General features: G+C 49.7%; 17 protein-coding genes. 10 read left to right on the forward strand and 7 right to left on the reverse strand.

The window, feature by feature from the left end; genetic code table 11:
* Nucleotides 1-196 precede the first annotated feature (196 nt).
* Nucleotides 197-1,225 (forward strand): porin family protein, encoded by a 1,029-nt coding sequence (locus tag EHT25_RS19440; RefSeq protein WP_124876783.1) that lies wholly within the window; start codon nucleotides 197-199, stop codon nucleotides 1,223-1,225.
* A 47-nt stretch (nucleotides 1,226-1,272) separates the two neighbouring features.
* Here EHT25_RS19440 and EHT25_RS19445 read toward each other — a convergent pair whose 3' ends face one another.
* A complete protein-coding gene (locus tag EHT25_RS19445) occupies nucleotides 1,273-1,599 on the reverse strand; it encodes a heavy metal-binding domain-containing protein (protein ID WP_124876784.1) in 327 nt (108 codons plus the stop codon).
* 359 nt (nucleotides 1,600-1,958) lie between these two features.
* On the opposite strand from EHT25_RS19445, the gene EHT25_RS19450 reads away from it, so the two are divergent.
* The 4 genes from EHT25_RS19450 (at nucleotide 1,959) to EHT25_RS19465 (ending at nucleotide 8,383) form a co-directional block, all read left to right on the forward strand.
* A complete protein-coding gene (locus EHT25_RS19450; protein ID WP_124876785.1) occupies nucleotides 1,959-2,513 on the forward strand; it encodes a lipocalin family protein in 555 nt (184 codons plus the stop codon).
* A 384-nt stretch (nucleotides 2,514-2,897) separates the two neighbouring features.
* On the forward strand, nucleotides 2,898-3,815 hold the full coding sequence (locus EHT25_RS19455; protein WP_124876786.1) for a hypothetical protein: 918 nt from the start codon (nucleotides 2,898-2,900) through the stop codon (nucleotides 3,813-3,815).
* Between the two features lie 174 nt (nucleotides 3,816-3,989).
* Nucleotides 3,990-4,904, forward strand: coding sequence for a hypothetical protein (locus EHT25_RS19460; RefSeq protein WP_124876787.1), 915 nt, complete (start codon nucleotides 3,990-3,992; stop codon nucleotides 4,902-4,904).
* A gap of 74 nt (nucleotides 4,905-4,978) precedes the next feature.
* Complete coding sequence (locus tag EHT25_RS19465) at nucleotides 4,979-8,383, forward strand: RICIN domain-containing protein (protein WP_124876788.1); 3,405 nt, start codon at nucleotides 4,979-4,981, stop codon at nucleotides 8,381-8,383.
* 101 nt (nucleotides 8,384-8,484) lie between these two features.
* Here EHT25_RS19465 and EHT25_RS19470 read toward each other — a convergent pair whose 3' ends face one another.
* From EHT25_RS19470 to EHT25_RS19480, 3 genes are read right to left on the reverse strand one after another with little or no spacing between them, the layout of a single operon-like run.
* The gene (locus EHT25_RS19470; RefSeq protein WP_124876789.1) at nucleotides 8,485-9,165 is read right to left on the reverse strand and encodes a uracil-DNA glycosylase family protein; all 681 of its coding nucleotides are present in this window, start codon (nucleotides 9,163-9,165) and stop codon (nucleotides 8,485-8,487) included.
* 1 nt (nucleotide 9,166) lies between these two features.
* Nucleotides 9,167-9,985 carry a serine hydrolase gene (locus EHT25_RS19475; protein WP_124876790.1) on the reverse strand — a complete coding sequence of 273 codons (819 nt, stop codon included), beginning with the start codon at nucleotides 9,983-9,985 and terminating at the stop codon, nucleotides 9,167-9,169.
* Complete coding sequence (locus tag EHT25_RS19480; RefSeq protein ID WP_124876791.1) at nucleotides 9,982-10,923, reverse strand: NAD(P)-dependent oxidoreductase; 942 nt, start codon at nucleotides 10,921-10,923, stop codon at nucleotides 9,982-9,984. The genes EHT25_RS19475 and EHT25_RS19480 overlap by 4 nt, the downstream gene beginning before the upstream one ends.
* Nucleotides 10,924-11,074: 151 nt before the next feature.
* Here EHT25_RS19480 and pdxA point away from each other — a divergent pair, with 151 nt between their 5' ends.
* Together pdxA and EHT25_RS19490 are read left to right on the forward strand one after the other, a co-directional pair.
* On the forward strand, nucleotides 11,075-12,226 hold the full coding sequence (pdxA, locus tag EHT25_RS19485; protein ID WP_124876792.1) for a 4-hydroxythreonine-4-phosphate dehydrogenase PdxA: 1,152 nt from the start codon (nucleotides 11,075-11,077) through the stop codon (nucleotides 12,224-12,226).
* 6 nt (nucleotides 12,227-12,232) lie between these two features.
* Complete coding sequence (locus tag EHT25_RS19490; RefSeq protein WP_124876793.1) at nucleotides 12,233-13,123, forward strand: YicC/YloC family endoribonuclease; 891 nt, start codon at nucleotides 12,233-12,235, stop codon at nucleotides 13,121-13,123.
* Between the two features lie 94 nt (nucleotides 13,124-13,217).
* Here the strand turns inward: EHT25_RS19490 and EHT25_RS19495 are convergent, their stop codons facing one another.
* Complete coding sequence (locus tag EHT25_RS19495) at nucleotides 13,218-14,276, reverse strand: saccharopine dehydrogenase family protein (protein ID WP_124876794.1); 1,059 nt, start codon at nucleotides 14,274-14,276, stop codon at nucleotides 13,218-13,220.
* Between the two features lie 439 nt (nucleotides 14,277-14,715).
* On the opposite strand from EHT25_RS19495, the gene EHT25_RS19500 reads away from it, so the two are divergent.
* A complete protein-coding gene (locus EHT25_RS19500; protein WP_124876795.1) occupies nucleotides 14,716-15,318 on the forward strand; it encodes a DNA-3-methyladenine glycosylase in 603 nt (200 codons plus the stop codon).
* Between the two features lie 36 nt (nucleotides 15,319-15,354).
* Here the strand turns inward: EHT25_RS19500 and EHT25_RS19505 are convergent, their stop codons facing one another.
* Nucleotides 15,355-17,271, reverse strand: a complete 1,917-nt coding sequence (locus EHT25_RS19505) for a CocE/NonD family hydrolase (RefSeq protein WP_124876796.1) — start codon at nucleotides 17,269-17,271, stop codon at nucleotides 15,355-15,357.
* Nucleotides 17,272-17,392: 121 nt separating this feature from the next.
* Between EHT25_RS19505 and EHT25_RS19510 the strand changes: the two genes are divergently transcribed.
* Both EHT25_RS19510 and EHT25_RS19515 read left to right on the forward strand, forming a co-directional pair.
* Nucleotides 17,393-19,765: a TonB-dependent receptor gene (locus tag EHT25_RS19510; RefSeq protein WP_124876797.1), complete on the forward strand. Its 2,373-nt coding sequence runs from the start codon at nucleotides 17,393-17,395 to the stop codon at nucleotides 19,763-19,765.
* 27 nt (nucleotides 19,766-19,792) lie between these two features.
* The gene (locus tag EHT25_RS19515; RefSeq protein ID WP_229311658.1) at nucleotides 19,793-20,938 is read left to right on the forward strand and encodes a PepSY-associated TM helix domain-containing protein; all 1,146 of its coding nucleotides are present in this window, start codon (nucleotides 19,793-19,795) and stop codon (nucleotides 20,936-20,938) included.
* Between the two features lie 140 nt (nucleotides 20,939-21,078).
* Here the strand turns inward: EHT25_RS19515 and EHT25_RS19520 are convergent, their stop codons facing one another.
* A complete protein-coding gene (locus EHT25_RS19520) occupies nucleotides 21,079-22,698 on the reverse strand; it encodes a hypothetical protein (protein ID WP_124876799.1) in 1,620 nt (539 codons plus the stop codon).
* Nucleotides 22,699-22,744 lie beyond the last annotated feature (46 nt).

A 22,744-nucleotide genomic window follows, 5' to 3' on the forward strand; every position in this document is an offset into this window, starting at 1 on the left:
TGCGTTAGCAACTGAAAACCGTAAACGGTTTTATAAAAGGCAATCTGGAAACAGGTTGCCTTTTTTGTTGTCGTGAAATGCTACAGTGAAACTACGCAAACGGAAAATCACGTAGTTTTTCGCTAAACAGCGTTTCTTTAGAGATATACTTTTGCATCATCAGTAACAACAGATACACACTTTACTAATCACCCAAATGAAAGCATCATTAGTAACCATTTGTCTGGTGGCGGTCAGTTTGCTGGCGGAAGCCCAAACCGCAAAGCCCAAACCAACAGCAGCTGCAACCAGGCCGAAAACGGTGGCGACAGCTCAGAAGAAAACCACAACCACGGGCAAGCCGAACGTTGCGGCTAAAAAACCGGCTCCCAAACCGCCTGTTGCTACCGCTCCGGCAGCCACCACGACCGCCGTTGCATCGGTGACGGCAACGGCGGAACCCGCACCGGTTTTGGCGCAGCAGACGGTGGTTGAGACCAAACCGGAGGTGGAAGCATCCGCCAACGAATCGAAGAAACGTTCGAAGAAAGTTAAAGAGGAGAAACCGGAAAAAGTAAAAGTAGCGAAGGCCGAAAAACCGGCGAAACCGGAAAAACCCGCCCGGGTGAAAACAGAATCGGCGTATTCAGGCAAAGGATTATCGATCGGTATTCGCGGTGGAGTCAACGCCCTGTTGAACGAGTTCAATCCGGGTGTGGAAGGTACGGAGGCTGGTCAATCTGAAACTTCACCCGGTTTTACGGGCGGCCTGATCATCAATTATGGAGTCGGCAACGTCTTCTCGATTCAGCCGGAAATCCTGTATACGCGTCGTTCGGTGAAATTTGCCGGTGAAGAATCCGGTCAAAAGTTTTCTTTGAAGGCTTCTTTCAATGCCGTTGAGATTCCACTTCTGTTGAAATTATCCTTTGGTCGGAAGACCCGGTTTTTTGTCAACGCCGGACCTTATGTTTCCTACGGTCTGGATGGACGGGCTAAGTTTGTCGTTGATGGTCAGACTATTATCGATGAAAAACAGAAGCTGACGAGCGACGATGCGCGGCTGGAATACGGGGTAACCGGCGGTCTGGGCGTTTCGATTCCGGCGGGTCCCGGCTCTATTTTGATCGAAGGACGCTATAACTACAGCCTTGGTAACAACGCCGATCCAAAACCGGCGGAATACGTCAGCCAGCAGGTTGCCACATTCTCAGTAGGCTATTTGTTCCCGCTGGGAAGAAGATAAAAACCGCTTCCGGATGAAGCATTACCTCAATGCTTCATCCGGAATAATCAGGCGTTTTCGATGATCACTGCCGTTCCGTTGGCGCTCACCATCAGCAGACCGCCGTTGTTACCGACGGTTTGGTAATCCAGATCGACGCCAATGACGGCGTTGGCACCCAGCCCCTGGGCCTGTTCGATCATTTCTTTCATGGCAATGCTTTTTGCTTCGCGCAGGGCCTGTTCATACGCGTTGGAACGACCACCGACCACGTCGCGCACCGTAGCCAGGAAATCTTTAACCAGGTTGGAACCAATGATGGCTTCACCGTTGGCCAGGCCAAGGTATTGCACAATCCGTTTGCCCTCAACATTGGGAGTAGTTGTTATCAGCATAGACTTGGTTTCGGTGTAACGGTCCGACGGCTCCTTTTAAATGATGAATTGATGAATCAAAATTAAATACCGGAACCACACGGTATTACAGAGTTACACAGAACATTATTTTTTTAGTACAGGGTATTTATTTTACCACACAGGCGGTTTTCGGTAACAAGTAAGAAAATGCGAAACCACCCGGTTTTCCGGAACACTACCTGAAATGCCGAACAAAACCGGCTATGCATTTCAACCGCTATAAAGACCAGTTTAAACATAAAGATACACATTTCAAAAGAAAGGTGTTGGGCCGCCGAATCAATTTAGCCCATTTTTGAATCTCAAATCAATTTTCCAACTCACAATTCAACACAACAATGAAAACAACAAACACACTCTTGGACCGTATTCATTTTCGCTCTGGCTGGACGTTCGTGATGCTGCTGGCTTTGCCACTCTGGTTTGCCAGCTGTAGCAAGGACAAGGATGGGAACGGCGAGCCCGATGTAAAACCGAATGCAATTGAAGGAAGCTGGAAAATTACGGGGATTAAGGCCAATGTGCAGATCGATTTAGGTAATGGTACAAAAACGAATGATTTTTTTGCACTCATGAAGGCCATTCCAGGTTCGAATGCGGATGCGCTAATCGCATGCTTAACTGACAGCAAGACTACCTTCAATGGCAATGGTAGTATTTCAGGGACGGCATCTCCAGCTTGTAAAACGGAAGGGGCCGATGATTTTAATCCGGTAGAAGATAAATCGACCTGGAAAGTAGACGGAAACAAACTGACAATTACGACAGCCGGTACCGCAGAAGTTTACGATCTGGTCATTGATGGAAATACAATGAAGTGGTCAACACCGATCGAAGATTTGAATGATGATGGAAAAGAAGATATCATCACATTCGAATTCAAAAAAGCGTAAGTCAGTTTACAATATAGCTTCTCTTAAAAACCGCCCGTTGACTTGTCAGCGGGCGGTTTTTTTGTTTTATATCAGAACGTTTGATCCTCAATCTTTGAGTGGTTTGAAATTGGAGAGCCTCATTTCTGGTGAGGTACTCAGGTTCCGATGGCTTATTTGAGATGATCGCTAACGGGCTGGTGTAACCGATTATGGGTAAGATTACAGTTCATGTTTACTGCTCTCAGCTTTACCAATTTATAACTATGTTACTATTTTTTTTGTAAAGATAACTATTTGATTTACAATGGATTTAACTTGTAAGCTTTGCTCAGATTTTATAAAAAATTACTTGATTGTTTGTCTGGTAAAATATACGTTTGCCCATTCACTTTGCATCTCTATATGAAGCTATCCTTTTTATCGGTTCTATTTTTTCTCAGCCTGCTGGCGATGGCTTTAAGCTGCAAAAAAGACCGGGATGTGCACCCGACGGAAGAGTGGTTTACCGATCCCACCAACTTGCCACAACCACCGCAGGGCTGTAAGATTGTCAAAACCACTTACAAAGATCCATCTGATGGCCGGACGGGCGATCTGCTCTGGGAACCCGAAACCATTACGCTGGACGATGGCCGGAAAATGCCGATCAGTTGTGTTGCTAAAACCACATACTTATATGATAATCAGAATCGAATATTGGAAATACGGACCCAGTTGTTGAACAATCTATACTGGCTTTATAAATACACGTATACAAGAGATTTTATCATTACCTATCAGGAGTATTTAGCCTTAGGAACAACAAAACCGGCGATTTCAATTGACACGACATCGCTCAATGATCAGGGTTTGATTAACCGGCGTCAGGGTTTGGGAGAACCTTTCTATTTCTATAGTCAGGATAATCAATTGGTGGATCGTGAACCGGATCGTCCCGGCCAATCACAGGTATATGTCGATGGTAACATGTTTGAATATGTAGTATACCAATCCTGGGGTATGCGGGATGGGGAGTGGTTTGCCTACGACCGTTTTCTGAAACACTATAGCTACCTGACCACACGTCCTAACCTGCCAGTGATCCATCAATTTCGAGGCAACGAAAGCCATAATCTCCCTTTGAAAGAGATCTGGCAGTTGGAATCTTCGCCGGATTTTGGCACTCAAACCGTCTACCAGAAAACCTACACTTATTGGTATGATCAGTTAGGGCAAGTCAAACGCCGAATCGTTCATGGTAAACCGTTGATCGGAGGTTGGCTGATTGAGGATGATCTGTATGGAGTGGGAGTAACTGACTTTGAATATGAGTGTAGCTAATGTTTTTACTACTCTCAGTCAGGTTTATTTAGAATCATGTTACTGCTTTCTTTATAAATTAACTTTTTGATTTATAGGGTATTTATATTGGATACTTGAGTGAAAATTGTTTAAAAAACACTTGTTTGTATGTCTGGTAAACTATAGGTTTGCCCATTCACTTTGCATCTCTATATGAAGCTATCCTTTTTATCGGTTCTATTTTTTCTCAGCCTGCTGGCAATGGCCTTAAGCTGCAAAAAAGACCGGGATGTGCACCCGACGGAAGAGTGGTTTACCGATCCCACCAACTTGCCGCAACCACCGCAGGGCTGTAAGATTGTCAAAACCACTTATAAGACATTAATGCTGGCCGGTGATCAGCGACCCGGTGTCGAAACGATTACGTTGGAAGATGGCCGCAAAGTGAAGGTAGGTACCATTGCAACAACTACTTATTCTTATGATCAACAAGGACGGCTTGTAGAGGAGCATCAACATCTCTTAAAAGGCCATTATAATTTGCAGCGCTATTCGTATTCATCGACTGCATTAAAACGCTACAAAGAATACACGGGTGAAGGAAGCAAAGGGCAACTGCAAGGACCATTCACTGAAGAAAAAGAATTCCCTTTAAATACTCAGGGCCGTGTTAGTATAGGAATAGACCTTGCAGTACCCCTAAAATATGATGAGGAAGGATATGTCATCTTGACGGGTATTGAAGATAATACGTCAGACTTGGGAAGATATACCTACATAGATGGAAATATGACGTTATTTCAGTACGAGTTATTGAGATATACCAATCTGCCGGAAGTAAGGACTTACGCCTATACTTACAATTTATCTCGTCTCAATCTGCCAACAATTTACAATTTTCAGGGAAAGGAAAGCAAGAATTTGCCAGTGCAGAAAAAATGGGCAAGCCAATATAGTCGGGATTTTGAGGATGGTCCCCTGTATCAAATTAACTACCAGTATTTCTACAACAGGCAAGGGTTTGTGAAGCGAAGGATCAAGCATGGCAAAGCCCTTAATCCGCAATGGTTAATCGAAGAAGATCCATATGGGATTGGTGTAACCGATTATGAATATCAATGCCCCTAATCTCCTACTGCAAATAGGTGTTGTAATGCCCTTTGGTAAACATTTACTTTTCCCAACTTAAACTTTTATTAACTATGCGAAAAACTACCAAATTATTTATTTTACTTTTAATATTGATTGTACAATCAATATTAAAAGCCCAAACTCTTGATGTCAGTACACCCTTTGATGGAGCCATTTATCAACAATCCGATGGTAAGCGATCTATCAATGTATTGGGAACTTTTAATTCAAAAACATTTTTAGGGGGAGGCTACGTCGTGCAGGCTTTTTTTCAGAGATTGGACCTAACCACTGGAAATCCCACCTTAGATCAGCCCTTAATTTATCAGGCCGCCCAACAAAACACCAGTTTTAACATCCATGCAGTCGATATTCCCAAAGGATGGTACGAACTGACTGTGAGGGCTGTTCGCAAACCTACTTTTGGCAGCCCGAAAACCTACGAACAGAAACGGAAGGTGGGGGTTGGCGAGGTATTTCTGATTGCAGGCCAATCCAATGCGCAAGGGATTTCAGGGCGAGTCGCACCGAATACAGTCTTTATGGACGCCGTTCGAGTATCGCCTAATGTAATTCCGGGAGCCGGAGATTTCGACCCTACCCGGCTTCCGGATAATTATAATAAAATTCAGAACTTAGTCGCTACATCCAGTAACCCGCCTGGTATTGGTCCTTTGGGCAATTCGCTTTGGTATTGGGCGTCAGTAGGTGCAAAAATAGCCCAGTCATGTCAAGCACCAGTGGCATTATTTAATGCTGCTTATGGAGGTACTACCGTGACCCAATGGGCTACATCAACCAATCCGAATGCCAGATCGGCGAGTTTCGATATTATCGGACAGGAAAATGTTTATCAACCCGGCTCACCTTATCAGTTTTTTGCCAACGTACTTCGAGGTTATGCTTCCGCGTATGGCCTACGGGCAATCTTATGGATGCAGGGAGAAACAGACAATCAAGCTCAACGCGAAAAAGGATCTAAATGGGGTGATAAAACGCTTGTAAATCGTGCTCTGATCCCAATAGATGCTATTTTTGGTAATGGAGCATCCCCCTATAGTCAAGAGAAGCGTTACGTCCGCGATGCCGGAGAATATGCTCAAAAACTGCAATACGTTATCCAGCAATCCCGTATTGATTTAAGACTTCGTGATGGTAAAAAATTCCCATGGGTCATTGCACGAACTTCCTATGAAAATAATCAAACGTCGTCAATAATCATTGATGGACAAAATACCGTCCTAAATTCATCGGGTTTGGGTTCATTGGTGGCCGGTCCAGCCACCGATGCCATTACTGATCGGTTTGATGGTACTCACTTTGGCTTTGGAGGGCTCAACCAAGCTGCCGATGCCTGGACAGCCAGCCTTATCAGTTTATGCTCAAATCCCAATTGGGGGCAGGTGACTAATCAAGATTTGGGAACAGAAGCCCAGAGTGTCACCATCAGCGCCGACGGCACAACCGTATCAGCACCGCCAGGCTCATCGTATTCCTGGGTACGGGATGATGGAACTACAACTGATCTTAATGCCGCTATGTGCTCTGATCAAACGATTGGCAGTAATTGCGTAGGTCGTTTTCGGGCGGTAGTTAAAAACGCAGATGGCAATATAATTTATTCCCAAGCTATAAACTTTCCCTATACCGTCGTCGATGACACCAACGAAGGCTCAACCGGTTCAGCCCCTCTCACCAACGGCTGCTACACCCTCAAAGCCAAACATTCCAACAAATTCCTGCAGGTAGCCGATGGAAATGCGGGTACCCGCATCCGTCAGCAGGACGGCAACGGTTCCACCAACCAGATCTTCAAACTCGAAGTAGTCGACAACAACTTTTACCGTATTATTTCTCAATTTTCCAACAAAGTGCTGGATGCGGCCAATGCAGGTTCGGCAGCTGGCACCTCGATCAACCAGTACGACTGGACCAACAGCGCCCAGCAAAAGTGGCGGCTGGAAGCCACCGGCGACGGAAGCTATAAATTTGTTCCGTCGTATACGAGCTCATTAGCCGCCGATGTGGAAGGCGGTGTTTCGGACAACGGGGCTGGGCTGTTTTTGTGGACCCAGCATGGCAATGACAACCAGCGGTTTTACGTTCAGTCATCGGGTTGTACCGGTGGTTCCACACCGCCAACGGGGGGGACTGGTAATCCCTCCGGTGGGAATTACGAAGGCTATTTCGACGGGGCTGATTGCGGCAATACCTGGGGCTGGGTCTATGACCGCAACAATCCCAACACGGCCCTGACGCTTGAACTTCTGGTCAATGGTACTGTCAATGCGACCTTTACGGCGGCTGAATTTCGGCAGGATTTGGTCAATGCGGGGAAAGGAAACGGACAACACGGCTTCAACTTTGCCCCTCCGGCCAATCTTAAAAATGGACAGCCGCAAGCCATTTCACTGCGGGTTCAGGGAAGTAGCTTCCTGTTGACAGGTTCGCCTAAAACCATTACCTGTGCGGGCAATGGCAGCGGGCCAACGACACCGACTAACCCCGGCGGAGGAAATACCTGCACCACATTTGCCGAAACCTGTTCGGGCAATAATTCCGAAATCCGGAACATAACGATTTCGGTAAGTGCTGAGGGTGATTACCCAATGACCATCCAATACCGGGCTCCGGAAAAAACAGTAAATGGGAGCGTCCGTATCAACGGCGCAGCCCGTTCGGTGACTTTTTCGCAAGCGGGTAGTTTTCAGAACCAGTCCATTGGCACGGTGCATTTAATGGCGGGGAGTAACACCATCGGGTTGAGCAGTGGGGTAGACGGGGGAATCATTTGTTTCAACAGCATTTGCCTGACTGGCGGTAACACAACGCCAACCAATCCTACAAACCCAACCAATCCTACCAATCCGTCAGGTAACTATGAAGGCTCGTTGGATGGAGTTGGTTGTGGAAATATCTGGGGGTGGGTTTATACTTCCGCCAGCCCCAATGCGCCGGTGACCGTTGAATTACTAGCCAATGGTAATGTCGTCAGTTCATTCGTGGCCTCAGAATTCCGCCAGGATTTAGTCAATGCGGGGAAAGGCAACGGCCAACATGGTTTCAATTATCCACCACCGTCTTCGATCAAGAATGGACAAAACCAGTCGATCAGCATTCGGGTTTCAGGAAATGGGTTTGTGCTAACCGGTAGCCCCAAAAACATTACTTGTTCAGGAGGCAGACTCTCAGCAGATGTCGTTAATTCGTCCGAACCATCCGAAGGCCAATTAACCGTGTATCCAAATCCGTCTCATGGAGAGTTTACGGTACGGTTTTTCGCGTCCAAAGACCAACCAATACAAGTACGAATTATGGATTTGACGGGTCGTAAGTTGACCGAGCGTACCGTAATTGGAGAGGGTAGCTGGCACGAGGAAGTGCTATCGTTGAAAGAATCATCGAACGGACTATATTTGGTTCAGATACAGCAAAATGGGAAAACAATCACTGAAAAGGTGATTTTGCAGAAATAAGATTCGGTAAGATCATAACATGTAGATTCCCTTAAAAAAACCGCCCGTTGACTTGTCGATGGGCGGTTTTTTATGTGAAATACCGACGGTTTTAGGGAAAACTACAAAGCAATACACTCCCCCAAAGTAGTCACATATTTATCCACATACGCATCAACATCACGACTGCGGTATTGCAGAATGTATCGCGGATGATCGAGCGTCACGATCCGGCTGAAAAAACCGTGCTGCTGGTTGAGTTTTTGGAAGAACGCTTCGTTTTTCCGGCCCAGGCAAACCGCTATGTTCCGGTCGCAGCCGAATGTCAGTTGCTGTCGAACCGATGAAATAATGTCAGGCCAGAGGGCGGCCGTTGTGGCTTTATCGTCGTAAAAGTTGTAATTCTTTCCGTTTTTGACCAACGCCAGTGGGTACAGGGAAGTCAGGAAAAACCGCCCGTAAAAGGCTTCGGCACCGCCAAACGCTTCGACAATCTGGTAAATAAACCGGCTCGACAATTCGGGCGTTGGCGGCAGATTGTTCTCAATACCACAATACCTCTGGAGATTCTGGGGCGTGGTAAACGAAATGCCGCTGACACCCGCACCAAAGCGACCCGGATTGATACCCAGAATGTAAACGCGCCGATTATTGTCGTTGAAAAATCGCGTATAAAACTGATTGACAATGGATTGTACTTCCGGCTGGCGATACGGATTCAAGGCACTGACGCCCGGAGGCAGGTGATCGGGTTCGGTTTGGCGGAGGTAATACGGGATGGCGCGGTCGGCGAAGGTTTCCATGTTAGAGAAACTGATTGTAGCAGATTTCGGCTATTTCGCCAATGATTTTCTCGGCTTCGGGCGTGGTGGTGCCCTGTACAAAAACCGTCAGCAGAAAGGGTTTGGTAACGTAAAAAATACCGGCATCCCCCCGAACATACGAAAGCTCACCGGTTTTGTGGGCAATGACCGCCGATTTGGGTAAAAACAGTCGAAAGGTAGTCTGATCGGTATTGCGTTTCAGGATATCGATCATCTGTTCGCAGAGCGCGGGAGTCGCCACTTCATTTCGGTAGATTTTCTTCAGTAAAATATTCATTTCGCTGGCCGTCACCCGGTTTTCGCGCCCCTGTTTAGCCGCCAGTGTGTCCATCATCATCCGGTTTAACCGGCTCTGTGTCAGGCCCAAGGTCCGCATCCGCTGGTTGATGTTTTCCATGCCCAGCTCGCGGATCAGAATGTTGGTGGCCGAATTGTCGCTGCGGGTCATCATCAGCGTTAACACCTCGCGGTTGGTGATTTTGCTCTGGTCGGGATACGTTTGTAAAACCCCCGAACCGCCGGTTTTTTCCGACGCCTGCAGCACGTGAATCTGGTCAAGATCGAATTTCCCGGCTTTGACCCGCTCCATCGTTTCGATTAGAATCGGAATCTTGATCACGCTGGCCGAGGGAACCAGTTCATCGGGCAAGTGAACGAACGTCGTGTGGTCGGTCAACGATTCAAACGCGACATTGACCCGTGCCTGAGCCGGTAATTTCCGCAGATAACCGCTTAATTTTTCTGGAAGAAGTTGAGCGGAAGCCAAAACCGGTAGCAACAGCAAAAGGAGTAATTTCATAAAAGTTCTTTTAGCTGGCTCACCAGCACCTCGTTAATCCGGACGTAACTTTCGTGCGTCCATCCGCCCACGTGGGGCGTCAGAACGACTTTGTCCGAATTTCGAAGATAGTCAAAAGCCGTTTGCTGTTCAGGTGTCAGCTTCGAAAGTTTTTCATTTTCCAGCACATCCAGACACGCTCCGCGCACTTTCCCACTTTCCAGTCCCCTCACCAGTGCGGGCAGCGATACGACTTCGCCCCGGGCAATATTGACCAGGTAAAACGGTTTTTCGAACCGTTCGATAAAACCGTCGTCGATCATCATCCGGGTTTCGGCAGTCAGCGGAATGTGCAGACTCAGCACGTCAGCTTCTTCCATGATCTGCTCCATTTCTGCTTCCTGCGCGTAGGCACCGCCGTAATGGGTCAGGTATTTGTCGTAGCACAACACCCGGCAACCAAAACCGCTGAGTCGACGAGCCGTGGCGCGTCCGTTGTTACCAAATCCGACGATTCCGACCGTCAGACTGCCAAGTTCGTACCCCCGGTTTCCTTCGCGATCCCAAATGCCCCGACGCACTTCGCGGTCGCCTTTGGCAATGTTGGCCAATAAGCCGAGTAACATCCCGACCATGTGTTCAGCCACGGCGTCGCGATTGCCTTCGCCCGCGTGAAAGACCTGAATATTTCGTTGGGTAGCACTATCGAGGTCAATCAAATCCAGACCGGCACCCGCCCGGCCAATAAACCGTAACCGATGAGCCTGATCCAGAACCTCCGCATCAACCGATGTTTTGCTGCGGATTATTAAACCGTCGTAATCGGCAATTGCTTCAATCAGGCCACTTCTCGTTATTTTTGGTTCGTACTGAAAAGCAAATCCGGCCTGTTCGAGCATGGGAAACAGGGAGGGATGCATTTCGTCGGCAATCAGGATTATGGGTCGAATCGCGGACATCCGTCTGGTTTTTGTAACTTGCAAAATAATTAACAGGGAAGAATGAATAATTAACTATGAAAAGTGGGCCAATTCGGCCTCATTGAGATCCTTTTGTTTTCATTATTCATTTTTCATTGTTCATTTGAAAAGGGCGAAACTACTAACTTAAATGGAACCACGCCAGTCGGATAAGCATAACGAACGTCAGTCTGAACCCCAAACCCGTCGGCCCGTCGTCGGAATTACCCTCGGTGATTACAATGGAATTGGTCCGGAAGTCATCCTGAAAGCCTTGCAGAACAATCGGTTACAGCGAATCTGTACACCGGTTATCTACGGATCCATGCGTGTGCTGAACCGCTACCGGAATATGTTGCAGCAAAGTGGGTTGTCGTTGAAAGACTGGAATCTGAACGGTATTCAGCAGGTCGGGCAGGCCAACCCGAAGTTTACGAACGTCATCACCTGCTGGAATGATCAGGGTGGGGGCGACCGGCAAAATCAGGAGGTTCAGCCGGGAAAAGTAACGCCGGAAGCCGGGGCGGCAGCACTGGCCTGTTTGCAGCGAGCCACCGAAGACCTCAAAGCCGGGCACCTGGATGCCATCGTAACTGCGCCGATCAATAAAAATAATATTCAGACCGAAACCTTTAAATTTCCGGGCCATACGGAATATTTTGCCGAGGCTTTTGAGGTAAAGGAAAACCTGATGTTTCTGGTGAGTGATGTGCTGCGCGTGGGCGTTGTAACGGGCCATATTCCGCTCGGCAGAATCCGTTCGAACATTACCAAAGAAAGGGTTCTGACCAAACTCCAGCTGATGTACCAGTCCTTAAAGGGTGATTTTGGTATTCGAAAGCCACGGATCGCGGTTTTAGGGCTTAATCCGCACGCGGGTGAGGAAGGGTTGCTGGGCAACGAAGAACAGGAAGTTCTAAAACCGCTCATTCAGGAATTACGCAACAAAGGGCAACTGATTTACGGACCGTTTGCCGCCGACGGTTTTTTTGGGACTCGGGCGTATCGGAAATACGATGCGGTTCTGGCGATGTACCATGATCAGGGACTCATTCCGTTCAAAACCATTGCCTTTGACGAAGGCGTTAATTTTACGGCCGGAATGCCCGTCGTTCGCACGTCACCCGACCACGGTACGGCCTATGACATTGCCGGCAAAAACCAGGCCGACGAAACCTCCATGCTGCAGGCGATTTACCTGGCTTGTGATGTGTCGAAATACCGAAAAGAAATGGCGGAAATTGAGCTGACCGCATTGAACAAGAAAACAGCAAGTGGGAAAATAAGTGAGCAGTCTGCTTAAAAAATTATGCTAAAATCGATGACCGGGTTCGGCAGTGCGACCCAGGAAGCCAACGGGCTGACGGTAACTGCTGAAGTAAAAACGTTAAACTCCAAGTTTCTAGATATTTATTGCCGGCTTCCCCGGGTCTTTTCCGATAAAGAAGTGGAATTACGCAACCTGCTCACGCAAAAGCTGGAACGCGGCAAAGTGGAGTTATCGCTGAATGTTACCCGCCTGACCGATGTCCGGCCCGGCGTCACCGTAAATCGCCCGCTGATCGAAGCGTATCTGAAGGATTTGCGGGAAACGTCGCAGGGACTTTTGCTGGACGTGTCGGATGGTGATTTGTTCAAACTGGCCCTCCAACAGCCGAATGCGTTCAATTCGGAAGCGTCGAGCGCGTCGGATACGGCCGCAAGCGACTGGGAACTGATTCTGTTGACGGCGCTGGAAGCCATTCGGAAATGTGATGAGTTCCGGCAGCAGGAGGGAAATGGACTGGAAGTCAAGTTTCGGGAATACATTCAGATTATTACCGATCGGCTTACCTTGATCGAGGTGCAGGATGTGAAGCGCATTCCCGCCGTTCGTGAGCGGGTTCGGAATATGGTCGTGGAACTGATGGGCAACGACGAATTTGACCAGAACCGGTTTGAACAGGAACTGATTTATTACATTGAAAAATTTGATATTTCGGAAGAAAAAGTCCGGCTGAAAAACCACCTGAGCTATTTTCAGGAAGTGCTGTCGGCCGAAGAAGCCAACGGCAAAAAACTCAATTTCATCGCGCAGGAAATCGGCCGGGAAATCAACACGATCGGTTCCAAAGCCAATGATGCCGCCATCCAGCGGCTAGTCGTGCAGATGAAAGATGAACTGGAAAAAATCAAGGAGCAAACCTTGAATGTGATTTAAGCCCTGACAGTGCCGGGCCGTCGCTACGGTCGAAGACCCCGTCAGCGGCCAGGGAAGTCAATTTATTTGCCGCTAACAGGGTCTTCGACCGCGGTCAGGGTTGGCCAAAAAACGCTCCGTTTTGCGTTCTCAGCAGTAGTTCAAACGGAATGTCCTCCTGTTTGATAAAACCGTGTTGGGGCAATAACCCATCGGCGACGAGTTCGACGACGGCGGCTACCGAACCAGCGGTGGTCCAGGAAATGGCCCGCCAGGATTGCCCGTCGATCTCGCGCGGGTGGTAGGCGCGGTAGAATTCTTCCCGCTCCAAAATCGCTCCTTTCCAGCCTTCCACTACGGCGTAAACGTAGACGACGTCGGCCTGCACGGGCGGTTTGGCTTCGGTCAGAATCTGCTCGACCAGCACCCGTTTGTCTTTCAGAATCAGTTCGTAAAGCAAAAACCGCATCAGTTTGGCGTGGCCGGGGTAGCGGATCGTTTTGTAATTGAGCGTATCGACCAGCCCGGCGTAGGTTTCACACATGGTTCCCAAACCGCCCGAGGTGCTGAACGCTTCAAATTCCTGCCCTTCGATGTTGATCACTTCGATGCCGTCGAGGGCCGGAACGGTTTTGAAAACGCCGTTCGAAATCACTTCGCAATCGTTCAGGTATTCGTTGATAACTCCGGCGGGTGACCAGGTGAACGAATAGCCCAGTAAACCGTTCGGGTAGCGCGGCAAAGCTCCAACACGGAGCTCAATATCCCGAAGTTTGGTAAAACGTTTGGCCAGATCCGCGCCCACAATGCCGATCAAGCCCGGTGCCAGACCGCATTGGGGAGCCATGACGCCTTTGGCGGTTTCGGCCATCCGGCGAATGGCGGTGGTGGTCGGAACATCTTCCGTCAGGTCGAAGTAATGCAAACCCAGCTGCCAGGCGGTTTTGGCAATCGGCAGATTCAGGTTATATGGCAGGCAGGATACAACACCGTCGAAATCCGCCAGGGTTTGCAGCAGCGTAGCGTCGTCCGACACATCGCCCTGAATAACCGGGAAGGGCAGGTCGTAGGCTGGTTGAAGTTTGTCAAAACCCGTTACGGCGAAGCGTTTGTTGAGGAGAATACCAACCAGCGAACCGACTTTCCCCATCCCGACCACAAGAATTTTTTTCATACTAAGCGTTTATCTCGTTCTGGATCTCTTTCACAAACTCAACCGGAACATCCACTAAGCGGGCGATTTCTTCAAGGATGAACTTGTTCTCCGTCAGCAGCGCTTTGGTAACTCAGCGATTCTTTTTTCGACTCCCCGAATAAAAAGCGGATCTCTTTCTTCTTTGAAAAAATCAGATACCCGTACCATAATTTTTGTAAGTTGAGGTTTCAAGCTACGTAATTGGGATAATATACGCAATGGTACCTAATGTCTTTTCAACGAGAAATTGCCTTGGAAATTCCGGCAATTCGGTTGACAATATTCTGCAAAGCTGTTTGGGTGAGTCGTCCCTGAAACTTCCCGGAATATTTAGAACCACTTCTTCTTTTATGCAATTTCAACAACAGAAAGTGTATGTATAAAAAACCGGCGCATTCTATTTGCGGTTATACCTGCGATGGCTAAACTTCCCGTTGACTTTTATCAGGATCACGACACCCTAACACTTTCCAGACTGCTGCTTGGCTGCGAGCTCGTTCACGAAAGTGCCGAAGGAACCACTGCCGGGATTATTGTTGAAACCGAAGCGTACCTGACCGGCGACCCGGCCTGCCACGCGTACCGTCGGAAAACCGCCCGAAATGCGGCCATGTTCGGCCCGGCGGGTACGCTCTATGTGTATTTGATTTACGGCTTTTATTATTGCCTGAACGTCGTGACGGGGCCGGAAGACGTGGGAGAAGCGGTTCTGATCCGGGCGCTCGAACCCACCGAAGGGCTGGAATTGATGGGGGAACGACGCCACCTCGACCCGACGACGAAAACCGGGTTACGCGGACTGACCAGTGGTCCCGGCAAACTCGTTATCGCGATGGGAATTTCACGGGATCATAACTTCCTTTCATTAACGAAAGCGGGAAAAGCTTCGCCGGTTTTTATCCGTCCACGAATGCAGGAAAACGTTGAAATGGTGACTACCACGCGCATCGGCATTACGCAGGGAGCGGATTTGCCGTATCGATTTTACGTCAAAGGAAACCGGTTCGTGAGCAAACCGTAGCCCACAAACCGGTTGTTGATTGCCCATCGGGCGGTTTTATTTCAGCACCTGAACTTCGATCACCGAGTTGTTATAAACCCGGTGCGTGGCTTTCTGGAAATCCTCGGCATTGGCTTTAAAAATGTTTTCAACGTACTTCTGCGGATTGCGGTCGATAAGCGGAAACCACGTGCTCTGAACCTGAATCATCACCCGATGGCCTTTTTTGAAGGTGTGAAGTACGTCCTGCAAGCGGAAGCTGACGTCCGTTATTTCCCCGGATTTAAAGGGTTCCGGTTTTTCGAAAGAATTCCGAAACCGCCCGCGCAGCACTTCCGAACGCACCATCTGCTGGTAATTTGCCAGCATTACATTTTTGTTGGGCATGTACGGATGATTCGGTTCGTCGGGCGGATACACGTCGATCAGCTTCACCACCCAGTCGGCGTCGGTTCCGGAGGTGCTCACTTTCAGTTTCGCCATGATTTCGCCACCGAGCGTCAGATCGTCGGGTAAAGGTTCGGTCTGAAAGACGAGCACATCCGGTCGTTTGGCCGCAAACCGCTGATCTTCCGACATGTAATTAAAGGGCGTAAAACCGGTCGTAGTCGTAATGTCTTCTGTATAAGGTACCGGTTTTTTCGGATCACTAATGAATTCGGAAAAGCCTTGTCCGTCACCGGTTTGCGGTGAAAGTTGACCGGATGGGCTCAGGCTGAATGTCAGCTTTTGCGCTTCGGCAGCGGGCCATTTGGTGAAGGTTTTCCAGGTTTTTTGCCCCGTATCGAACAGGTAGGCTTCCGGCAATCCGGTTTTTCCGTCGCCCGCCCCTTTCAGAAAGTGGTTGAAGAATTTGGCTTCAATGTTCCGTTGGTAAAACGTTGCGATGCTGTCACCGAAATAGACGTTGCTGTGCAGGGTATGACCGGTTTCCGCCGACCAGCGCCCGTGCCCGAACGGCCCCATAACCAGCGTGTTATAAATCCCGGCGTTGTTTTTCTCCAGCGTTTTGTAAACATTCAGCGGACCGTATAAATCTTCGGCATCGAACCAGCCGCCAACGGTCATTACGGCGTGTTTGACGTTTTTGAGGTGTGGCAAGATGTTGCGTTTCTGCCAGAATTCGTCGTAGTTCGGGTGGTTGACGGTTTCCTGCCAGTAGAAATTATCCTTGTAGTATTTATCCATGTTTTTCAGCGGCCCCAGATCGTACTGCCACTGATAACCGTCCCGGATGTTGTCGTTGAACATGGCGGGCATGAACCAGTTTTCCGTCGTCGGCTTCGGGTGCTGAATACCAAAAACCGGGTAGGTGAAGATATAGGCCTGAATGAACGCGCCGTTGTGGTGAAAATCATCGAAGAAAAAGTCGGAAACCGGGGCCTGGGGCGATGACGCCTTCAGGGCAGGATGCGCGTCGACCGCACCCGCAACGGTGTAAAAACCGGGGTAGGAGATGCCCCACTGGCCCACCCGCCCGTTGTTATACTTTATATTTTTCAGCAACCATTCAATAGTGTCATACGTATCCGAACTCTCGTCGGGCGAACCAGCTGCCGGAGCGGTTTTTGATTTCTTCTTGGAAGCAGCCACCGGCGCCGGGTCGGGCAGATTGGGTGTCATGTTCGTCCAGACGCCTTCGCTCAAATACCGCCCTCGAACGTCCTGATACACAAAGATATAGCCGTCCTGCATCAACGTGGTTGATGGCCCCAGTTTGGCGGGGTACTGATCCGCGCCGTAGGGGGCCACGCTGTAGCACGTCCGCTGCATCAGGATTGGATACTTCAGGGTTTCCGAAGCATCTTTCGGAACATATACGGCCGTGTGCAGTTTGGTACCGTCGCGCATGGGAATGAGGTACTCCGATTTCTGGAAATGCTGGCGGACGTAATCGGTTGCTATGTTGGCAGGCTGGGCGCTGACTATTCCTGAAAAGAAAATACTGATTAACGTTAAAAGGCGGTTTTTCATGAGCTGGGGCGGTTTTTACCAAACTTAGCTATTTTTTTACAAAAAAAGTTGGGGCGTTACCGGCCGGATCATACCTTTGTATTTGTAATCAGTCTAAATAAGTATAACAAATACAGCCGATATGATCAAATTTTCCCTTAAAAAATTGCTCGTTTTCTCGTTTTTCTGGGTGTGCCTGCTCAGTTTATCGGCCATGGCCCAGCAAACCGGGAGTGTTGCTGGAAAAACACTGGCGTCTGATTCTCATCCCCTGACGCAGGTAACCGTTCGGGTGGCAGGCACCCGGCTGGGAACGATCACCAATGACGCCGGTGAATACGTCATCAATAACGTTCCGGCGGGTCAGCATGTGCTGGTCATCACACGCGTAGGGCATCAGCGCGTTCGCCAGGCCGTATCCGTCGTGGCGGGTGAACGAACGACCGTAGCCGACTTGACGCTCATTGAAAACACTGAACAGCTTCAGGAAGTGGTGGTTGAAGGCAAGGGTTCGTACAAAACCGATATTGCCTCCTCCAGCTTGCGGCTAAAAACGCCCCTGCTCGAATTGCCACAAAATATTCAGGTAGTAAACCGCCAATTACTGGCCGATCAGCAGATTTTCGACATGCTGGAAGGCGTTTCGCGGAACGTCAGTGGCGTTACCCGGCAGGAACACTGGGACAATTATGCCCGGCTGAATATGCGCGGATCGCGCGTCGCGCCCTTCCGTAACGGGATGAACGTGCAGTCGACCTGGGGGCCAACTGCGGAAGATATGTCGATGGTGGAACGAATCGAGTTCGTGAAAGGTCCGGCCGGTTTCATGATGGCTAACGGCGAACCAAGCGGTTTTTACAATGTCGTTACCAAAAAACCGACGGGCGTCACGCGCGGAGAAGCTGGTTTTGCCGTGGGTAGTTTCGATACGTATCGCGCAACGCTTGACCTCGACGGTAAACTCAGCAAAGACAGCCGGTTGTTGTACCGACTGAACCTGATGGGTCAGTCGAAAGGGTCGCACCGCGATTTTGAATTCAATAACCGGTATACGATTGCGCCGGTGGTCAAGTATAAAATCAATGAACAGACGTCGATTACCGCCGAATATACCTACCAATATTCCCAAATGTCGGCAATTGGTTCGGCATACGTTTTCGATGCCAACGGTCTGGGCCAACAGCCGCGCAATGCCACCATCGCATCGGCCAATCTGGAACCGACGGTGATCCACGATCACAGCGCGTTTCTGATCCTGGAACACCAGATCAGCGAAAACTGGAAGCTGACGGGGCAAATGGCGTACTTCAATTTCACGCAGGTGGGCAATTCGCTCTGGGCCGATTCGGCAAAAACCGACGGACGGATTTACCGGAACTCCAGTATCTGGGATGCGGCCAACGAAAGCAAATTCGGCCAGATTTTTGTCAATGGCGAAGTGACGACCGGTCCGGTGGTCCACCGGATTCTGGGAGGTCTGGATTTGGGGAACAAAAAATACATGGCAGACTGGGGCCAGAGTTTTCCGCTCTACGACAGCACGTTCGTGTTCAATACCAATTCGCCGAATTACTATTTGCCGACGCATTTGATTCCGAAATACGACCGTTCGACGAGCCTGCGTGCCCGCGCCGGAGTCAATGTCATGAGTCAGTCGTTCACCGGTTTATACGTTCAGGATGAACTGCGTTTCTGGCAGGATCGGATTCGGCTAACGCTGGCGGGCCGGTTGACATCGGTGAAAGATAGTCAGTACGGAGCGGCAACCAACGAAACCAAATTTACACCCCGCGTAGGCATCAGCGGTTCGGTGAATAAGCAAACTACGGTTTACGCGCTTTACGATCAGGCTTTTGTGCCGCAGTCGGGTGCCGACCGGCAGGGGAAAGCCTTCGACCCGATTACCGGAAACAACCTGGAAGCCGGTTTGAAAAAAGATTGGGCCGACGGTCGCTGGAACTCCTCGGTTTCGGTCTACCAAATTACGAAAAACAACGTACTGACCACCGACCCCACTAACCTGAACTATTCCGTTCAACTGGGCCAAACCCAGGCGAAGGGGGTTGAAGTGGACGTCCGGGGCGAGTTGTTACCGGCGCTGAACCTGATGCTGAACTACGCGTATACCGACGCAAAAATCACGAAAGATACCCGGTCGGAAAGTGTGGGTCTGCCCGTTCCCGGTTTTAGCAAACACGTCACAAACGCCTGGCTTTCGTACCGGCTGCGCAATACCGCCCTGCAGGGACTCGGCGTTTCGCTCGGGTACCAGTGGCAACTCGATCGGTACGGCTGGTTTTCGGAAGCCGTCGATAAAAACCCGACTTTGCCCAACACATTCCGGCTGGATGGCGCCATTTCGTGGCAGAATAACCGGGTGAATATCGCCCTGAATGTCAATAACATCCTGGATGCCTATCTGTATTCGGGGGCCTATTATTCGTGGAGCAAAGCGTATTATTATCAGGCCGAAGCACCCCGGAATTTCCGCTTGAGCATGGGCTATAAATTTTGATGATTATCGATAATGACGGTAAAAAAAATGGTTGGAAAACTACACCTATGGCTCGGACTTGCGTCCGGGCTATTGGTGTTTGTCGTGGCGGTGACGGGCTGTATTCTGGCTTTTGAGTACGAAATCAAAAGCATTATCCGTCCTTTTCAGTATGTCGAACCAGTGGCAAACGGCGTGTTGTTGCCACCCTCGCGGCTGCAGGCGATTGCCGAAAAACAGGTTCCGGGAAAACCGGCCAAAGGCGTGAATTACGGCGAAACCGGTCATAGTGTCAACGTGCCGTTTTACGGGGCGGCTCCCGATTATTACTACCAGGTTTACCTGAATCCGTACACCGGCGAGGTGCTGAAAGTAGTGGATGAGGAAACGGATTTCTTTCATTTTATTCTCCACGGGCATTATTACCTGTGGTTGCCCGAAACCATTGGCCAGCCGGTCGTTGCCTACGGTACGCTCGTTTTTACGGTTTTGCTAATCACCGGGATGGTGCTGTGGTGGCCGAAGAAATGGACGAAATCCAACCGGGATAAGAGCTTTAAAGTCAAGTGGAAAGCGCAGTGGCGCCGGGTCAATTACGACCTGCACAACGTCCCCGGTTTTTACGCGCTGTTCTTCTCCGTGATTCTGGCCATTACCGGCATGATCTTCGGAATCGAATGGCTTTCTGATTCAATTTACCGGGCCACAACGGGCGGAAAACCGCTGCCGGAATACCAGCTTCCCGTGTCGGATTCGACCCAGGCCCGGCGGTTTACGAATCCAACCGATCTGCTTTGGCAGCGGTTTATTCGGACCAAACCCGAAACCGCCAGTTTGTATATTTCCATTCCCGAACGGGCGTCGGAATCGATTGGGGTTTCGATTAATTACCGGCCCGGAACCTACTATAAAACCGATTATTACTCATTCGATCAATTCACACTGAAGGCGTTGGCCGGTGAGGGTCCCTATTTCGGGGCGTATAAAAATGCCGGTTTTGGCGACAAGCTCCGCCGAATGAACTACGACATTCACGTCGGTGCCATTCTGAGTTTGCCCGGCAAAGTCCTGGCCTTTTTTGCCAGCCTGGTCTGTGCCACTTTGCCCGTAACCGGTTTCATCATCTGGTGGGGTCGCCGGAAGAAAAAACCGGTCGTACCCCAGCGCCGGGTTCAAAAACAGCAGGTGGTTTGATGGTTGACGGTTTTTGGTATACGGTATTCGGTTTACGCCGGGCCGCCGGAGCGGGACGGTTCCCCGGCGGGACTAACGCATGAACAATGAATGGGCCAGCTTCCGTAAACCGAATACCGTATACCAAAAACCGTCAACCATTACGGATTACAATAGGGTTTGCTTTCTTCCGTCGTCAGGTTAATGGTCCAGGCAGTATTGGTAACCTTGTAGTTGAAAAATTCCAGATCCAGCCGATCCGGTATCGATCCCGCTCTCAGATCATAGGCTTTATTGAGTTGAATGAAGACTTTCGTGCTGAGCGAAGGCCAGCGTAAGGTGGGCAGATCCTGCCATTCATCGCTCGTGCCCGACGCCCGGTATTGCGCGTACAAAACCGTAAATGGCAATTTGTCCGGGTTGACGCCGTTGGTTCCGCATTTGAAGTTGAGGGAAATCGTCACTTCCTTGCGCGTATCGGCAGCTGCTGGCGGCACGGGTGTGTAAGGAACCGCTTTGAGATCAAACGTAACTTCTGTATTCGAACAGGCGTCGACTTCGGGCGAAACGTACGCTTTTCCGGCATTGTCAAACAACCGCAGCCGAACTTTCAGGCCTTTTTTCAGATTGTTCATCCGAACCGAATTGCCATTGTTGATCACGGCAGTGAACGTCACAGCCTCGCCCGCGCGGACCACCACATTACTCGCCTGATCGATCAATTCGCACCGATATCCCGGACTGCGTTCCGGATAGGCGCTGAGGTATTTAAACGTTGGTCCCTGATCGCAAACCTCTTCGGTAAAAGCAGCCATCCAGAGCGACAGATGCTTGATTTCGGCGACATACTCCAGATTGCCACCGGCATTCCGGACAACTTTACCGGCTTCTTCCCGCGTCCAGTGGTTGGTAATTTCATCAAAACTGAACAACGGAATCTGATCACCGGCCTGAATCACCCGACCGGCCGAAGGATTCATCAATTGGGGATTCAGGGCAAAGGAAATTTGAATTGGTTTCGAGAACGTTTTCGCCAATTGGTATTCGTTGTTATAAACCGTGATCCGGACGCCACCGGCCACCGACAGAATTTGCTGGGTGCCGAGAAAACCGCCTTCCGGCGTCGAAGCGTTGACGATACCGTGGCCCGGCATGTCGGAAACCGCTCTTGAGGTATTGCTGTTGTCGACGGGATCGGCCGTAATGATCAGGTCGCCCCCCACCGGTTTTCCGGCCGCATCTTTCACCTCACTGCCTTGCGGAACCGTCACCGTTGCCTGGCTAACGCTCGCTTCGGCCTTGGTTTGCACAGTTGCGGTTGCCTGCACGGTCCCGCTTTCGTTGCCTTTGAATGACTGTTGAGCGGGCTGGGCGTTGTTTTTGTTGCTGACCAGGGCAACTGTCAGATTGCGCTGCGTGGTGTTGTCCAGTTTAATTTCCTGGATGTGATCGACTGATTCGGGCGACAACGCAACGACATTGAACCGGATGGGCGTTGTGGCCGAGGGGGTTGTCGATGGTGCCAGGCAAAGGAATAATTTGCCATCGGATGTTAACTTAAACTTTTTGGTATTGAGCGTAGTGACAATTTTTTCGGCATCCGGACCAGCAATTTTAATGGTCAGTTTGTCCGGTGTTAAACCGCTCGGAATGGCGTATTTGATCTGTACCGCAACCGCCAGCGGGTCTTTAAATTTGAGTACAACATTTTCGACCGGATTTTGGCAGGCATCCAGCAATCCCACTACCAGCACACACAAAATGGATAATACACGTTTCATGACGTTGAGATTTGATAAAAAAATAGAATGATAGACAAGAGACAAA

The organism is Larkinella rosea, assembly GCF_003858635.1.
In the GTDB taxonomy this organism is placed as follows: Bacteria; Bacteroidota; Bacteroidia; order Cytophagales; family Spirosomataceae; genus Larkinella; species Larkinella rosea.

What these genes read in the sequence shown, in the direction of transcription:
- EHT25_RS19500 (WP_124876795.1), top strand. Translation starts at nt 14,716, where the DNA reads ATGGCTAAACTTCCCGTTGACTTTTATCAGGATCACGACACCCTAACA.
- EHT25_RS19460 (WP_124876787.1), top strand. Translation starts at nt 3,990, where the DNA reads ATGAAGCTATCCTTTTTATCGGTTCTATTTTTTCTCAGCCTGCTGGCA.
- EHT25_RS19465 (WP_124876788.1), top strand. Translation starts at nt 4,979, where the DNA reads ATGCGAAAAACTACCAAATTATTTATTTTACTTTTAATATTGATTGTA.
- EHT25_RS19440 (WP_124876783.1), top strand. Translation starts at nt 197, where the DNA reads ATGAAAGCATCATTAGTAACCATTTGTCTGGTGGCGGTCAGTTTGCTG.
- EHT25_RS19475 (WP_124876790.1), bottom strand. Translation starts at nt 9,985, where the DNA reads ATGAAATTACTCCTTTTGCTGTTGCTACCGGTTTTGGCTTCCGCTCAA.
- pdxA (WP_124876792.1), top strand. Translation starts at nt 11,075, where the DNA reads ATGGAACCACGCCAGTCGGATAAGCATAACGAACGTCAGTCTGAACCC.
- EHT25_RS19510 (WP_124876797.1), top strand. Translation starts at nt 17,393, where the DNA reads ATGATCAAATTTTCCCTTAAAAAATTGCTCGTTTTCTCGTTTTTCTGG.
- EHT25_RS19445 (WP_124876784.1), bottom strand. Translation starts at nt 1,599, where the DNA reads ATGCTGATAACAACTACTCCCAATGTTGAGGGCAAACGGATTGTGCAA.
- EHT25_RS19490 (WP_124876793.1), top strand. Translation starts at nt 12,233, where the DNA reads ATGCTAAAATCGATGACCGGGTTCGGCAGTGCGACCCAGGAAGCCAAC.
- EHT25_RS19505 (WP_124876796.1), bottom strand. Translation starts at nt 17,271, where the DNA reads ATGAAAAACCGCCTTTTAACGTTAATCAGTATTTTCTTTTCAGGAATA.
- EHT25_RS19495 (WP_124876794.1), bottom strand. Translation starts at nt 14,276, where the DNA reads ATGAAAAAAATTCTTGTGGTCGGGATGGGGAAAGTCGGTTCGCTGGTT.
- EHT25_RS19470 (WP_124876789.1), bottom strand. Translation starts at nt 9,165, where the DNA reads ATGGAAACCTTCGCCGACCGCGCCATCCCGTATTACCTCCGCCAAACC.
- EHT25_RS19450 (WP_124876785.1), top strand. Translation starts at nt 1,959, where the DNA reads ATGAAAACAACAAACACACTCTTGGACCGTATTCATTTTCGCTCTGGC.
- EHT25_RS19515 (WP_229311658.1), top strand. Translation starts at nt 19,793, where the DNA reads ATGGTTGGAAAACTACACCTATGGCTCGGACTTGCGTCCGGGCTATTG.
- EHT25_RS19480 (WP_124876791.1), bottom strand. Translation starts at nt 10,923, where the DNA reads ATGTCCGCGATTCGACCCATAATCCTGATTGCCGACGAAATGCATCCC.
- EHT25_RS19455 (WP_124876786.1), top strand. Translation starts at nt 2,898, where the DNA reads ATGAAGCTATCCTTTTTATCGGTTCTATTTTTTCTCAGCCTGCTGGCG.
- EHT25_RS19520 (WP_124876799.1), bottom strand. Translation starts at nt 22,698, where the DNA reads ATGAAACGTGTATTATCCATTTTGTGTGTGCTGGTAGTGGGATTGCTG.